14 protein-coding genes are annotated in these 15104 nt (G+C 34.3%); 3 read left to right on the top strand and 11 right to left on the bottom strand.

Annotation, left to right across the window (positions count from 1 at the left end):
- Positions 1–2: 2 nt before the first annotated feature.
- From carB to N3C60_01485, 5 genes are all read right to left on the bottom strand, one after another.
- Positions 3–3236 carry a carbamoyl-phosphate synthase large subunit gene (gene carB, locus N3C60_01505; GenBank protein ID MCX8083585.1) on the bottom strand — a complete coding sequence of 1078 codons (3234 nt, stop codon included), beginning with the start codon at positions 3234–3236 and terminating at the stop codon, positions 3–5.
- A gap of 77 nt (positions 3237–3313) precedes the next feature.
- Entirely contained in the window at positions 3314–3859 is a 546-nt protein-coding gene (locus tag N3C60_01500) for a hypothetical protein (GenBank protein MCX8083584.1), read from the bottom strand.
- 74 nt (positions 3860–3933) lie between these two features.
- Positions 3934–4596, bottom strand: coding sequence for a polysaccharide deacetylase family protein (locus N3C60_01495; protein MCX8083583.1), 663 nt, complete (start codon positions 4594–4596; stop codon positions 3934–3936).
- A 7-nt stretch (positions 4597–4603) separates the two neighbouring features.
- Positions 4604–6190 (bottom strand): DEAD/DEAH box helicase, encoded by a 1587-nt coding sequence (locus tag N3C60_01490; protein MCX8083582.1) that lies wholly within the window; start codon positions 6188–6190, stop codon positions 4604–4606.
- An 89-nt stretch (positions 6191–6279) separates the two neighbouring features.
- Positions 6280–6843 (bottom strand): CDP-alcohol phosphatidyltransferase family protein, encoded by a 564-nt coding sequence (locus N3C60_01485; GenBank protein ID MCX8083581.1) that lies wholly within the window; start codon positions 6841–6843, stop codon positions 6280–6282.
- Here N3C60_01485 and N3C60_01480 point away from each other — a divergent pair.
- Positions 6842–8530 (top strand): YgiQ family radical SAM protein, encoded by a 1689-nt coding sequence (locus tag N3C60_01480; protein MCX8083580.1) that lies wholly within the window; start codon positions 6842–6844, stop codon positions 8528–8530. The genes N3C60_01485 and N3C60_01480 overlap by 2 nt on opposite strands.
- Here N3C60_01480 and N3C60_01475 read toward each other — a convergent pair.
- From N3C60_01475 to N3C60_01455, 5 genes are all read right to left on the bottom strand, one after another.
- Positions 8508–9383: a DMT family transporter gene (locus N3C60_01475; GenBank protein MCX8083579.1), complete on the bottom strand. Its 876-nt coding sequence runs from the start codon at positions 9381–9383 to the stop codon at positions 8508–8510. The genes N3C60_01480 and N3C60_01475 overlap by 23 nt on opposite strands.
- A gap of 18 nt (positions 9384–9401) precedes the next feature.
- Positions 9402–9761: an aspartate 1-decarboxylase gene (locus N3C60_01470; GenBank protein ID MCX8083578.1), complete on the bottom strand. Its 360-nt coding sequence runs from the start codon at positions 9759–9761 to the stop codon at positions 9402–9404.
- A complete protein-coding gene (panC, locus tag N3C60_01465; protein MCX8083577.1) occupies positions 9754–10608 on the bottom strand; it encodes a pantoate--beta-alanine ligase in 855 nt (284 codons plus the stop codon). The genes N3C60_01470 and panC overlap by 8 nt, the downstream gene beginning before the upstream one ends.
- Positions 10609–10614: 6 nt before the next feature.
- The gene (gene panB, locus N3C60_01460) at positions 10615–11427 is read right to left on the bottom strand and encodes a 3-methyl-2-oxobutanoate hydroxymethyltransferase (protein ID MCX8083576.1); all 813 of its coding nucleotides are present in this window, start codon (positions 11425–11427) and stop codon (positions 10615–10617) included.
- 149 nt (positions 11428–11576) lie between these two features.
- Positions 11577–12113: an XRE family transcriptional regulator gene (locus N3C60_01455; GenBank protein MCX8083575.1), complete on the bottom strand. Its 537-nt coding sequence runs from the start codon at positions 12111–12113 to the stop codon at positions 11577–11579.
- A gap of 190 nt (positions 12114–12303) precedes the next feature.
- On the opposite strand from N3C60_01455, the gene N3C60_01450 reads away from it, so the two are divergent.
- Positions 12304–13206 carry a HAMP domain-containing histidine kinase gene (locus N3C60_01450; protein ID MCX8083574.1) on the top strand — a complete coding sequence of 301 codons (903 nt, stop codon included), beginning with the start codon at positions 12304–12306 and terminating at the stop codon, positions 13204–13206.
- A complete protein-coding gene (locus tag N3C60_01445; GenBank protein MCX8083573.1) occupies positions 13199–13720 on the top strand; it encodes a gamma carbonic anhydrase family protein in 522 nt (173 codons plus the stop codon). Before N3C60_01450 ends, N3C60_01445 begins: the two co-directional genes overlap by 8 nt.
- A 26-nt stretch (positions 13721–13746) precedes the next feature.
- On the opposite strand, the gene eno is transcribed toward N3C60_01445, so the two are convergent.
- A complete protein-coding gene (gene eno, locus N3C60_01440) occupies positions 13747–15033 on the bottom strand; it encodes a phosphopyruvate hydratase (GenBank protein MCX8083572.1) in 1287 nt (428 codons plus the stop codon).
- Positions 15034–15104 lie beyond the last annotated feature (71 nt).

Raw genomic sequence — 15104 nt, 5'->3', positions numbered from 1 at the left:
TGTTAGCCTTTAATAGTTTTATAATATTCCTGAATAGACATTACTTTTAAACCTTCGTTTAGATATTCCTTGATACCCAGCAAAGATGCTTCAGCAGCCTCTATAGTGGTTACATAAGGAACACTATAACTCAATATAGCCCTTCTAATAGATGTAGAATCGAGCCTTGATTTCTTCCCATGGGGAATGTTTATCACAAAGCTTATCTCTCTATTTTTTATAAGATCAACAATGTTTGGTCTTCCCTCCTGTACCTTTTTAACAAACTCCACATTTATACCATTTTCCTTGAGTAGACTATATGTTCCGGCAGTAGCTATTATTTTAAAGCCTAATTTATCAAACTCTTTAGCTATAGGTACAATATCCTCTTTAACGGAATCTTTTACACTGATAAAAATCTTCCCTGACTTCGGAAGTTTATTACCTGCTGCCATCTGAGCTTTATAATAAGCCTTACCAAAACTTACATCAATGCCCATAACTTCACCTGTAGATTTCATCTCCGGCCCTAAAATAGGATCTGTATTAGGGAATTTAACAAATGGGAAAACAGACTCTTTCACAGTATAAAAGGGGATATCTATCTCGTTTGTAAATCCAAGTTCGGTTAATTTCTTACCCAACATTACTTTTGCTGCCAACTTTGCCAACGGTACACCTATAGATTTACTCACAAAAGGCACTGTCCTGGATGCTCTAGGATTTACCTCTAATATATAAATATCATTATTTTTTATAGCAAACTGAATATTCATCAGACCTGTTACTTTAAGTTCATAAGCCAATCTTTTTGATATATCGATTATTTTATATTTTATTTCCGCCGATATTGTTCGTGGTGGAATAGAACATGCAGAATCACCCGAATGTATCCCAGCCTCTTCAATATGTTGCATAATGCCTGCAACAACAACTGCTTCTCCATCGGATATAACATCAACATCCAATTCGATGGCATTGTCTAAAAATTTATCGATCAATACCGGGTGTTTCTCACTGGCTTCTACAGCAAATCTCATATAATTTTCTAAAGCTTCTTTATCATAAACTATCTCCATAGCCCTGCCGCCTAAAACATACGATGGTCTAACAACCACAGGATAACCTATCTCCTCTGCAATTTTAAAAGCTTCAGAAGGATTTCTAGCTATACCATTATCCGGTTGTAAAATGCCTAATTTTTCTACTAAAAGTTTGAATCTCTCCCTATCTTCTGCAATATCTATACTGTCTGAAGATGTACCAAGTATCCTCACTCCAGCTTTTTCAAGTGGTACGGATAATTTTAAAGGTGTTTGCCCCCCAAACTGGACAATAATCCCTTCAGGTTTTTCCTTATCTATAATGTTTAACACATGTTCTTTGGTGAGTGGTTCAAAATACAGTCTATCAGATGTATCGTAATCTGTAGAGACAGTCTCGGGATTACAGTTGATCATGATAGTTTCATAACCTATCTCAGATAGAGCGTAACAAGCATGAACACAACAATAGTCAAACTCAATCCCCTGCCCTATCCTATTTGGGCCACCGCCTAATATAACAACCTTTTTTCTATTTGTTGTATCTGCTTCACATTCTTTTTCGTAAGTAGAATATAAATAAGGTGTATAAGATTCAAACTCTGCAGCACAGGTATCAACCCTTTTGTATACAGGTACTACACCCATTCCTTTGCGTCTTTTGGCTACTGTATCCTCATCTGTGTTTAAAAGTTTTGCAAGTCTTCTATCCGAAAAACCTAACTCCTTGTATTTTAACATATCCTCAGCAGTTAAATCATCTATTCTTTTATTTTTGATCTCAGATTCTGTATCGATAATCTGTTTGATGTTATGAAGAAACCACTTATCTATATGGGAGTAGTTGTATATCTCATCTATTGACAACCCAGCTCTTATAGCCTCACCTATATACCACATTCTTTTATCAGTGGGCCTTTTCAGGTAAGATATAATCTCATCTATAACTTCTGGTTTAGTAAAATCCTTAGAATCAAAAATTTCATCAAAACCTGTCTTTCCTATTTCGAGAGAGTTTATAGCCTTTTGTAAAGCCTCTTTAAAAGTTCTTCCTATCGCCATTACTTCTCCCACAGACTTCATCTGTGTGGTAAGTGTATCATCTGTACCAGGAAACTTTTCGAAAGTAAACCTCGGGAATTTTACTACACAATAGTCTATGGTAGGTTCAAAGGATGCTGGTGTCTTTTTTGTGATATCGTTTGCAATCTCATCCAATGTATATCCAATGGCAAGCTTTGCAGCTATCTTGGCAATAGGAAATCCAGTAGCCTTAGATGCTAAAGCAGAGCTTCTGGAAACCCTCGGATTCATCTCGATAACCACCTGTCTACCGGTTTTGGGATCCACCGCAAACTGAACATTTGAACCACCAGTATCTACACCTATCTCCCTCATAATCTTTATAGCAGCATCACGCATGATTTGATATTCTTTATCTGTTAATGTTTGGGCTGGTGCTACAGTAATGCTGTCTCCTGTATGAACACCCATAGGATCAAAGTTTTCTATAGAACAGATTATCACAACATTATCTTTAAGATCCCTCATCACTTCCAACTCAAACTCTTTCCATCCCAAAATAGACTCCTCCACCAAAACCTCACCAACTGGTGAAGCTTCCAAGCCCCATTCAAGATAACGCCTGTACTCTTCCATATTATACGCTACATTTCCACCGGTACCACCTAATGTGAAAGATGGTCTAATAATAGCCGGGAATCCTATCCTGTTTATTGCTTCCATCCCTTCATCAAAAGATTTTACATAAGAGCTTTTGGGCATCTCAAGTCCTATTTTTAACATAGCTGCTTTGAAAAGCTCTCTATCTTCAGCCTTTTTGATCGCATCAACTTTAGCACCAATCAGTTCTACCTTGTGTTTATCTAAAATACCTGCTTTATGTAATGATAAAGCTAAATTTAACGCTGTTTGCCCACCAACTGTAGGAAGGATTGCATCAGGTTTCTCCCTTTCTATTATCTTTTCAGCTGCTTCCACAGTAAGAGGCTCTATATATGTGGCATCAGCAAACTCAGGATCAGTCATAATTGTAGCAGGATTAGAGTTTATAAGAATAACCTCATAACCTTCTTCTTTCAGCGCTTTTAAAGCCTGAGTCCCTGAATAATCAAATTCGCAAGCTTGACCTATTATTATAGGGCCTGAACCAATGATCATAATCTTTTTTATATCTGTTCTTTTTGGCACTTCATTCCTCCAGACATTTTTATACTTAATATCATAACTAAAATACAATAAAAAAGCGGGTTGTTATCCCCGCTTTTTTATTTGAACTGTAGCCTTTTCTCCAGAATGTACATGCATGATAACTTTATCGGATCTGTCAAAATATGATGTTTGTTGTTCTGATCATCTTTTATTATGGCAAGTAGCTGTTGTGCAGAGATACCTAAAAGTTCTGAGAGTTGTGCAACGGTGATACAGCATGTTCTGATTTCATCCAAAAGATCTTTAAGCTTAACGGTTTTTACATAATATTGAAGTTCTTCAAAAGAGGAAATTTTACTTCTATCAGGTATATGATCTAATTCAAAAACCCAAGGGGTGTATATGTATGTAAGGCCAAGTGCAGCCGCGTGTTTGCAAAAAGATGTCTTAGAAGTATCACAATCACATTTATATAATATAGGATCTGTATCTATTCTAAGCTCTACATTGTATATGCCATGATTACCTTTTATAGAACCTTTCAAAATGGGTCCTTCTATCTTACAATTGGAAAATTTACCTATATAGTTTTCTGCTCTCTGGATAATCAAAGTGGTTGCACTGTTTCTTAGTTGATCTTCGGTCAATTTGAACAGCTGCATTGGCTTATCCTCCTTTTTTTGTTATTTATAATTCATTATAAATTCTATTTCAAAAAACTTCAATCGATTTTTTCCTATAAAATATCCTCTAACAAAACAAACCTGTAGCCTTTTTCATCCAAAAAGTTTATTATTTCTGGAAGAGCCTTAGCTGTATGCAAACCCCTACCATTTATATGAAAAATTAAAATAGAACCTGGTTTTACTTTACCTTTTACTCGGCTGATAAGTTTCTCTTTGGTCATGTTTTTATCAGGATCGCCTGATTCAAAGCTCCAATGAACAACCTTATATCCTTCCTTTTCAACAACAGTAAGTGAATTATTATCATAATTGCCACCTGGAAAGCGAAAAAACCTATCTTTTTTTCCTGTAAGATTAAAAATTATCTCTGACGCCATCCTCAAATCATCCTTTATATCCTTTTCTTTCATTTTTTCCATATGGAGATAGTGATGAAAAGAATGATTCTGTATTGATATGAAAGGATGAGAGGAAAGCTCCTTTATAGAATCCCTATTTCTAATTGCAAATTTTCCGTTTACAAAAATAGTAACAGGTAACTTTTTACTCAAAATAAAGTTTAAAATCCCTTTGTCAAATGTTGCTGGTGTTTTAGTTTCACAGGCATCGAAGGTAAAGGCTACAATCTTCTCGTTTGTATTGATATGGTTTATAATTATTGATTGACCAAAAAATGGAATTATCAAAAATATAAAAAGCAACGCGCCTTTCATAAATTCTTTATTTTTTACCCTCTTTTGCAATCTCCACCAATGGTCTTTTTCCTCTATTCTGCTTTTTAAAGATGTTTACAATATACGTAGCATCTTCATAAGGTACACTGATAAACGAAAACTTATCAAAAACCTTTACCTCTTTTATATCAGTAGCTTTTACTCCTGTTTTATCAACGATGAAATCCACTATCTTTTTAGGTGTCATATTATCCATTTTACCCATTGCAATAAAAAGTCTAGCCTTACCTTTTTTATCAACATCATATACTTCTGATATCTCAGAATAACTTTCCTCTTCAAAGTCGTCTTTATAGTTCATTTTTAAAAGGGAAGCAACAAGCTCTTTCGGATCATACTCCTCTATCAATTTCTCCGCTAGTGCGAAATAATCTTTTGAGATATCATCGGAGAGGATCTCCCCTATTTCATCCTTAATCCTCTCTTTTTTAGCCTGAATCACCTCTTGGACGGTAGGGACTTTTTTCTTTTTTATTTCAGCTTTAGCTATTTTCATAATATAAAGAAGTCTTCTATACTCTTCAGGAGTGACAAAGGTTATCGCTGTACCTTCTTTTCCGGCTCTACCAGTCCTACCAATTCTGTGAACATATGATTCAGGATCCTGGGGTAAAGAATAATTTATAACGTGTGTTAAGTCACTGATATCTATACCTCTAGCAGCCACATCTGTTGCAACAAGCATATTGATCTGTTTTGCCTTAAAACGCTTTAATATTCTCTCCCTTTGATACTGGGATATATCACCATGAAGAGCTTCTGCATTGTAACCTCTATCTATAAGTCTATTACAGACATTGTCCACATCCACTTTAGTCCTACAAAAAATGAGGCCATAAAACTCTTTTTCCATATCCCTTATTCTGCACAATGCCTCAAATTTATCCTCTTCTCTGACCTGAAAATATATTTGTTCTGTTAGCTCAGTGGTCAGTTGCTTTGTTTTTACAGCCAAGACTTCATAATCTTTCATATACTTTTTAGCTATATTTAGTATCTCTTTAGGCATAGTTGCAGAAAAGAGTAACATTCTTTTGTCTTCGTTTGTATGTTTTATGATCTCTTCAATATCATCAATAAAACCCATGTTTAACATCTCATCAGCTTCATCAAGGACCATAAATTTTAATTTATTAAGTCTCAAGGTCTTCCTATTTATATGATCTATCACTCTACCCGGTGTTCCCACTACAATATGGGCATTGTTTTCCAATCTTCTTAGCTGTAGCTCCATAGATTGTCCACCATAAATCGGGACAATGTTTAACTTCTTTTTCCCTTTCAGGGAGTTCATCTCCTCTGCCACTTGTAAAGCTAATTCCCTTGTTGGTGTAAGAACTATTGCCTCTACAAAATGAGATTTATCATCGAGTAATTCAATAAGTGGAAGACCAAACGCTGCAGTCTTGCCTGTACCTGTTTGGGCTTGTCCAACTATATCTCTATCCCCTTTTAAAAGCTTGGGTATAACCAATTCCTGAATTGGTGTTGGTTCTTCGAAACCTTTCTTTGAGAGAGCTTTGAGGGTGTTTTCAGACAAACCTAATTCTTTAAATTTTGTTAATTCGTTCATTATTTCTTTTCTCCTTTATTGCGACAACTTTTAAAATCGTCAAACTTTATTAGTATATACTTTTTCCTGAAAATAGCAACAAGATTATTTTAATTTCTAATCGTGTACAAAACCATAGACAAGATAGCCAGTAAACCAGTAATAAAATAAAATACAATTAAAATCGAATGCACAGAAGACCAGTAGAAAGCAATAAAGAACAATACAACAGTAAGATACTCGAAAAACATAGTAATTTTTCCTATAAAAAGTGTTTTCATATTGAACCTACCCCTGAACATATAAATAACCACTATACCTACCAATATATATAACTCTTTTATAAATATGATTGTTGCAAAATAAAAAGGTATGGAATAATTTACAGAAAAAAAGCCAGCAACAAATATACTCGTAAGAATGACCATCTTGTCTGCAAGTGGATCCAAAAACTTTCCTAAACGAGATATCTGATTAAATTTTCTTGCTATAAAACCATCTAAAAAGTCAGAGATAGCCATCGCCACAAAAAGAAGAGAAGCTTTTTTTACTTCACCTTCAAAAATAAAGTAACCAAAAAATGGTATCAACACTATCCTACTTATTGTAAGACAATTGGGTATTGTAAAATTTTCTTTGACTATCTGCATACTTATATTATACACTATTATCATGTTTCTTCCAATAAATAGATCAGATATGAAAAAACTCGGATGGAATGAGCTTGATATCATATTTGTTAGTGGAGATACCTACATAGATTCCCCTTACTGTGGTGTTGCTTTACTTGGTAAGTGGTTATTGCAAAATGGCTTTAAAGTTGGAATAATTTCCCAACCAGATATCAACTCTGAAAAAGATATAATCTCGTTAGGTACACCTAAGCTATTTTGGGGAGTTACTGCAGGCTGTGTTGATTCCATGGTAGCCAACTATACCCCTTTATTAAAGAAAAGACGATCTGATGATTTTACCCCCGGAGGGGTTAACAACAAGAGACCAGACAGAGCAACCATCGTATACACAAACTTGATAAAAAAATACGATAAACTAAAAAAACCAATTATAATTGGTGGTATTGAAGCAAGTCTAAGACGGATTGCTCATTACGATTACTGGGATAATAAAATAAGAAGATCGATCCTTTTTGATGCAAAAGCAGATATACTCATTTATGGCATGGCAGAGTTAACTCTATTGGAAATAGCTAAAAAAATATCTGAAGGTAAAACATTCTTAGATACAAAAGGGATATGTTACATAAATAAAGAACCTATTTTTGACTACATCCCACTTCCAGCATATGAAGAGGTAGCAAATGACAAAACTAAATTTATAGAGATGTTTCACACATTTTATCAAAACAACGATCCTCTTACAGCAAAAGGACTTTACCAGAAACATGGTGATAGATACCTCATTCACAACCCACCACAAAGATTATTGACCCAAAAAGAACTCGATGAACTTTATGAAATGGAGTTTGAACACAATATTCATCCAGAGATAAGAAAACTCGGTAAAGTAAAAGCTCTCGATACAGTTAAGTTTTCAGTTACCATCAATCGAGGATGTTATGGAGAATGTAACTTTTGTGCAATAACTGTACATCAGGGTACAAGAGTAATAAGCAGAAGCAGAGACTCCATAATCAGAGAGATTAGTAACATTACAAAACTAAAACATTTCGATGGCATAATTAGAGATGTTGGAGGTCCTACTGCAAATATGTATAATATGGAATGTTACAAAAAGATGACCAAAGGTAAATGTATTAATAAGAGATGTATCTTCCCTGAGGTATGTAAAAGTATAAACATAAAACACAACTTACTACTAAAACTTTTTGAAGATTTGAGAAAAATCCCTGGTGTAAAGAAACTTTTTGTCGCATCCGGCATAAGATATGATCTCGTGCTAAAAGACAAAAAATATGGCTTACGCTACCTTGAAGAGATCATCAAATATCATACATCTGGACAAATGAAAATAGCTCCAGAACATATAGACGAATATGTTTTAGATTTGATGGGCAAACCATCTAAACCACCCTTTAAAAATTTTGTAAACATATTTTATAATACATGTAAAAAAAACAAATTAAATTACTACCTCACCTACTATTTCATAGCAGCTCATCCAGGATGTAACTTAGAAAAGATGAAAAAATTAAAAGATCTACTTAAAAAGAACTGTATATCCCCAGACCAGACACAGATATTTACCCCTTTACCATCCACCTATTCTGCTGTAATGTATTGGACTGAAAAAAATCCTTGGACATTAGAGGAGATATATGTGGAAAAATCTCTTAAAGGTAAAAAGATGCAAAAAGTTATTATTTACCAGGAACTTTATTAGCTAAAAATATACCAACAAACACCAAAAAAATTCCAACAATGTGGTAAATATAGAGTTTTTCCCCTAAAAAAACAATTGCAAGAATAGTTCCAAAAACTGGCATAAGATGAACAAAGGGTCCTGCTCTATTCGCTCCAATCTCTTTTACAGCTCGATTCCACATTATAAAAGCGAAAACTGAAGCAAAAAGTGCAACATAAAGGATACTCAGTGCAGTTTTTACCTCAAGTACAAACCCCCCTTTAGTAATATACTCCAAAATATAAAAAGGAAACATATATAAAAGCCCTAAGAAAATGATTATTTGAAGAAAAGCAATGGGATGAATATCCTTAGGTAGCTTTTTTAACAAAACAGTATACAAAGCCCACGTAAAGGCAGCTAAAAAAACCAAAATATCACCAATGTTAAACTTAAAACTATAGATACTGTTTAAATCACCCTTTAACATTATAACAGTAATACCTACCATCGAAAAAATAATCCCAAAGATCTGATTTAAATGCGGCGCTTCCTTGTACATGAAAAGGGAAATAACGAGGATTAATATAGGTACAAAGGAATTTACTAATACTGCGTTTATCGCTGTGGTATAATGAACTGCAACATATATAAGAGGATTAAAACATGTCACTCCCAAAAACGCCAAGAGATTTAAATATCTAAAGTTACTTTTTATTATTTCACAATCCCTGATCAAATATTTATAGGAAAAAGGTAAAAGAATCACACCAGCTAAAACCCATCTCCAAAAACCAAGACTTACAGGCGGTATAATATTATTTATGCCTCTACTTAAAACAAAGTTCCCTGACCAAAATAGTGCAGCTCCAATCAAGAATAGATATGCCAAAACACAAATCTCTATAATTTATTCTGTTACTTTTATAATTTTATTATTACTATCTACATGCACAACAACAGGCTTATGGTTTCTTAACTCCTCTTCACTATAGAGTCCATAAGAGACAATTATCACTAAGTCACCTTTTTGCACCAGCCTGGCTGCTGCACCATTCAAACATATCTCCCCTGAACCTCTTTTACCCACAATGGTATAAGTAGAAAACCTTGCCCCATTGGTAATATTGTATATATCTACTTTTTCAAAAGGTAGTATCCCAGAGGCATCCAGAAGGTCTTCGTCAATAGTTATACTTCCTTCATAATTTAAATCTGCATCTGTAACAGTAGCTCTATGGATTTTAGCTTTGAACATGGATCTAAACATGCTTCACCTCAAATATTTTATTATCTATTAATCTTGTTTTATTAACAAAAACTGCTAAAGCGACTAAAAAATCTCTATCAATTATATCTATATGCTCCAATGTGTTTGGATCTACAATTTCAACATAATCGATCTTAGTGAAAGGGTGTGAGAGGATGAAATCGGAAACCATTTTTTTAATGATCTTAGAATCTCTAATACCCTCTGTTATCGCCTTATCTACGATTGTAAAAGACCTAAATAATGATAACGCAGACTCTCTCTCTTCACCACTCAAATAAACATTTCTTGAACTCATAGCAAGACCATCTACCTCACGTATGATGGGCATAGCAATGATCTGTACATCCATATTAAGATCTGCAACCATTCTTTTAATAACCAAAACCTGCTGATAATCTTTAAGACCAAAATATGCCCTATCTGGTTTTACAATATTAAAAAGTTTACATACTACGGTTGCTACACCCCTGAAATGTCCAGGTCTTTTGGGTCCACAAAGATGCCCAGTTATTCTTTCAACATCTATATAGGTACTATAACCTTTAGGGTATATCTCTTCTACAGATGGATAAAAAACTATATCCACACCTTCCTTTCTCAACAAATATTCATCCCTTTCAAAATCCCTCGGATATCTTTCAAGATCTTCATTAGGACCGAACTGAGTAGGATTTACAAAAATACTTACCACAGTTATATTATTTTCCTTTTTTGAAGCACGAACGAGACTTATATGCCCTTCATGAAGGTAACCCATTGTTGGAACAAAACCTATACTTTTGCCTGTTTTTTTCAAGGTTGAAATACAGTTTTTTATATCCACTATCTCTCTAATAATATCCATAAAAACCTACTCCAGAAAAACATTTTCTATAGCTGGAAAAATATTTTCTTTTGTTTCTTTAATATATTTTTTTGTAGCTTCAAAAAAGAGATCTCTACCGTTTAAATACTTTTTAACAAACTTAGGTGTTTTATCATCATACAACCCAAATATATCATGGAATACCAATATCTGTCCATCACAATATCTCCCAGAACCTATACCTATCGTTGGCACTTTGACACGTTCTGTGATCTTTTGAGATACTTTTTCGATTATCCCTTCTAAGACTATAGCAAAAACACCTGCTTCTTCCAGTGCCAAAGCATCCTCCAACAACCGATCTTCATTGTATCTACCCTGAATTTTGTACCCTCCCATTGTATTAACCAGTTGGGGCATCAATCCTATATGGCCCATTACATTGATACCTGTCTTGTTGAGTTTTCTAATTATTGAAGCTATATCGACCCCACCTTCAATCTTTACTGCATCAAAACCTGTCTCCTTTATCACTCTTATACAATTCTTCAAAGCTTCTTCTTCTGAAACTTGATAGGAACCAAAGGGCATATCTGCAACAAGAAAAGCTCTTTTTGAACCATTCTTAACATATTTACAATGAAGTATAAGCTGATCAAGCGTAACTGGTAGAGTATTTTCATACCCTGCTACCACCATACCAAGTGAATCACCCACAAGAATAAGATCAACCCCAGCTTCGTCCAGAATTTTAGCAGAAGTATAATCGTAGGCAGTAAGGCATACAATTTTATCTACATTTTTCATACCTTTTAAGTGGTTCACAGTAAGCTTTTTTATTTCAGCATATTTGCTCATATTTTCTCCTATCCAGCTAAACAAAAAGGCCTTCCGGCTAACCGAAAGGCCCATAGTACTCACCTTATTCTATCCTGTTAGCCGTCTCAGTCCCAGCAGGGATCCAAGCAACTGTTTTAATATAAACTATATTTTAAAAAATTTCAATACTAAAAACTTGGTGGTGTACCTACCCAAAAGGCTCTTGCTTTCTTATCTGTTTTATTTCTGATCTTATGGGGTAAATTGGAACTGAAATATATAGATTCACCAGCCTTGAGATTATACTCTTCAGTACCAATTACCACATTCACAGTACCTTCTAAAACATAACCAAATTCCTCACCAGTATGGTGATAAAACTCAGTACCTGTCTCAGAATGTGGCTCCAATTCCAAAATAAGAGGTTCAATCTTTCTGTTTGCATATTTAGAAGCCAGAAAGTATATATCCATACTCTTGTTTTTCAACACTTTATAATCCTCTTTCTCAAACTTAAAAACAATATTTCTTTCATCCTCAAAAAGCTCACTTATAGATATACCCAGAGCAAAACAGATCTTCTTTAAAGATGCTATAGATGGTGAATTTTTACCATTTTCTATTTGACTAATAAAGCTTTTTGTAAAGCCAGTCTTGATAGATACATCTTCAAGCGTCATACCTAATCTTTTTCTTATATCTCTAATTTTTTCTCCGTAACCCATCTTTACTCCTTGATTTATTGTAATTTTTATAATATATAATTCAATTATGAATTTAAGTCAAGGTATAAAGTTAATTAACAAAAAGTTTTTTTTCTTTATCACAATTGCAGTTACACTATCACTAACATCTATAGTTTTAATATATAATCAATTAATTTTTTTTGCTATATTTTTTTCTATAATTAGCTTTATGTTATATACACTTATTGCTTTTGGATTGAAGAGTCACCTAAAGAATCTTACTCAAGAATTTTTAGAAATAGAGAACAATTTCAATATGGTTAGAAATAAATTAGAGGAACAGATTTTAGAAGTAAACACCTCCAATAACGAACTAAAGATCCTAAATATTGAGCTTATCAAAACAAAAAACAAATTAGAGGAGTTATCCAACTACAGGGGACGTTTTATTGCGAACATGTCCCATGAGCTTAGAACCCCCCTTAACGCCATCATAGGCTTTTCGCACGTATTATTGGAATCTGAATTTACTATTACAGAGGAAGAGAAGCAAAACCTAATAAAAACAATTCACAATTCTGGCAAAAAACTACTTAACATCATAAATAACATACTCGACTTAAGCGATCTTAAACAAGATATCCTCGAACCTTCACCAAAATATATAGATGTTGCTCCTACCCTTGAAGCTTTGGCATCAACAGCTAAAGGTCTTTTAAAAGACAGTAGGTCCATTATACTCAACATAAGACTAAAAAATTATTATCCTCATGTATACGCTGATGAAAAAGCCCTGAATAAGGTTCTAACCCATATTTTAGAGAATGCCACAAAATACACCAAAAAAGGTGAAATTACGATATACACTGAAGAAGATGAAAATCATCTATACGTGATAATCTCAGATACAGGTATTGGGATGACGGAGGATGAGTTGAAAAGGGTTTTCGAACCTTTTACAAAACTAATTATGCAGGATCAGCCTTTATCTTTATCAGAAGGTGTGGGGATAGGTATGCCCATCTCAAAATACCTAATGGAAAAAATGTCTGGCGATCTTATTGTTACATCCAAAAAAGATTATGGTACCACTGTAAAAATTGTTTTAAAAAAGGAAAAAAAGAATGATTAATGTAAGGAAGAGGATCCTAACTGAAGTTGTAAAAGGCAAGCGTGTCTTTATTGCCAAAAACGCCACAGTTTTTGGAGAAGTCATTTTAGAAGATGATGTTAGTATTTGGTATAACGTGACTATTAGAGCTGATGTAGAAAAGGTAATCATAGGAAAAAGATCAAATGTGCAGGATGGAACTGTAATCCATGTTACTAAGGATAAATATCCAACCGTCATAGGCAACTATGTTACAATAGGTCACAATGCCACACTACATGGATGTACTATAAAAGATAATGTCTTGGTGGGGATAGGAGCTATTGTTCTTGATAATTCTGTTATCTCTGAAAATACTATTATTGCAGCTGGAACACTCATCCCTCCAAACAAAACTTTTCCACCAAACTCCTTAATCATGGGTAATCCAGGTAAAGTTATCAAAAGTCTTTTAGATGATGATATAAAAAGTATTAGGGACTACGCTGAAAGATACGTTCAATACAAAGATATATACCTTGAGTTAGACAAATAAGAAGAAAAGGGAGATTCGCTCCCTTTTCATTTTAAATTATAAAATGCTTTAATACCAGGATAATAGGCCTGATCACCAAGCTCATCTTCTATTCTTAGCAGCTGGTTATACTTACATACCCTATCTGTCCTACATAGGGAGCCGGTTTTTATCTGACCAGCGTTTGTTGCCACTGCCAAATCAGCAATAGTTGTATCTTCTGTTTCTCCAGATCTATGGGATATCACACAGGTATACCCAGCTCTTTTTGCCATTTCAATAGCAGCTAAAGTTTCTGTAAGTGTCCCTATCTGATTTAATTTAATAAGAATAGAGTTAGCCACACCCTTTTTGATCCCTTCTGCTAAAATCTCTGTATTCGTTACGAATATGTCATCACCTACAAGCTGTATCTTTTTGCCCAGCTTGCTTGTGAGTTTTTTCCATCCATCCCAATCGTTCTCTGCCAAACCATCTTCTATTGAGATGATTGGGTACTTAGCTATCAGATATGTGTAATATTCTATCATCTCTTCGGAGCTTTTTTCTGGATTAGCTTCAGCTGCCATTGTATATTTACCTTTACTATAAAACTCGCTGGACGCAGAATCAAGGGCAAGATATATATCTTTTCCTGGTTTATAGCCTGCTTTTTCGATAGATTTGAGTATTACTTCTATGGCTTCTTCATTTGATTTTAGATTTGGAGCAAAACCACCTTCATCCCCAACAGAAGTACTATAACCTTTGTCATGTAAGACCTTTTTTAGTGTATGGAATACCTCTACCCCCATTCTTAGAGCTTCACTAAAACAATCTGCTCCAACTGGCATTATCATAAATTCCTGAATATCCACATTATTATCCGCATGTTTTCCACCGTTTAAAATGTTCATCATGGGTACCGGTAAAGTATGGGCATAGGTGCCACCGATATAACGATACAGTGGCAAACCCAACGAAATAGCAGCAGCTCTTGCACACGCAAGAGATACTGCAAGGATTGCATTTGCGCCAAGCTTTTCCTTGTTTTTCGTTCCATCCAGATCTATCATTATTTCATCAATTAACTTCTGCTCTGTGACATCAATGCCTTCAAGCTCAGGGGCTATTATTTCATTGACATTTTGAACAGCTTTCAAAACACCTTTACCCATAAACCTATTTTTATCACCATCTCTAAGTTCAATTGCTTCCCTTTCACCAGTGGAAGCTCCCGAGGGTACGGCCGCTGTTCCTACAATACCTTCACTTGTTACTACTTCAACTTCTACTGTTGGATTGCCCCTTGAATCAATAATCTCTCTTGCATAAATATCCACTATATCAGTCATATAACACCTCTCAAAATAATTTTCAGATTTATTATATTGAAAATATTAAAAAAACACAATATAAAATCTGA

The sequence above is a fragment of the Calditerrivibrio sp. genome, assembly GCA_026415135.1.
Lineage (GTDB): Bacteria > Chrysiogenota > Deferribacteres > Deferribacterales > Calditerrivibrionaceae > Calditerrivibrio.
This window is presented reverse-complemented; position numbering and strand designations above follow the sequence as displayed.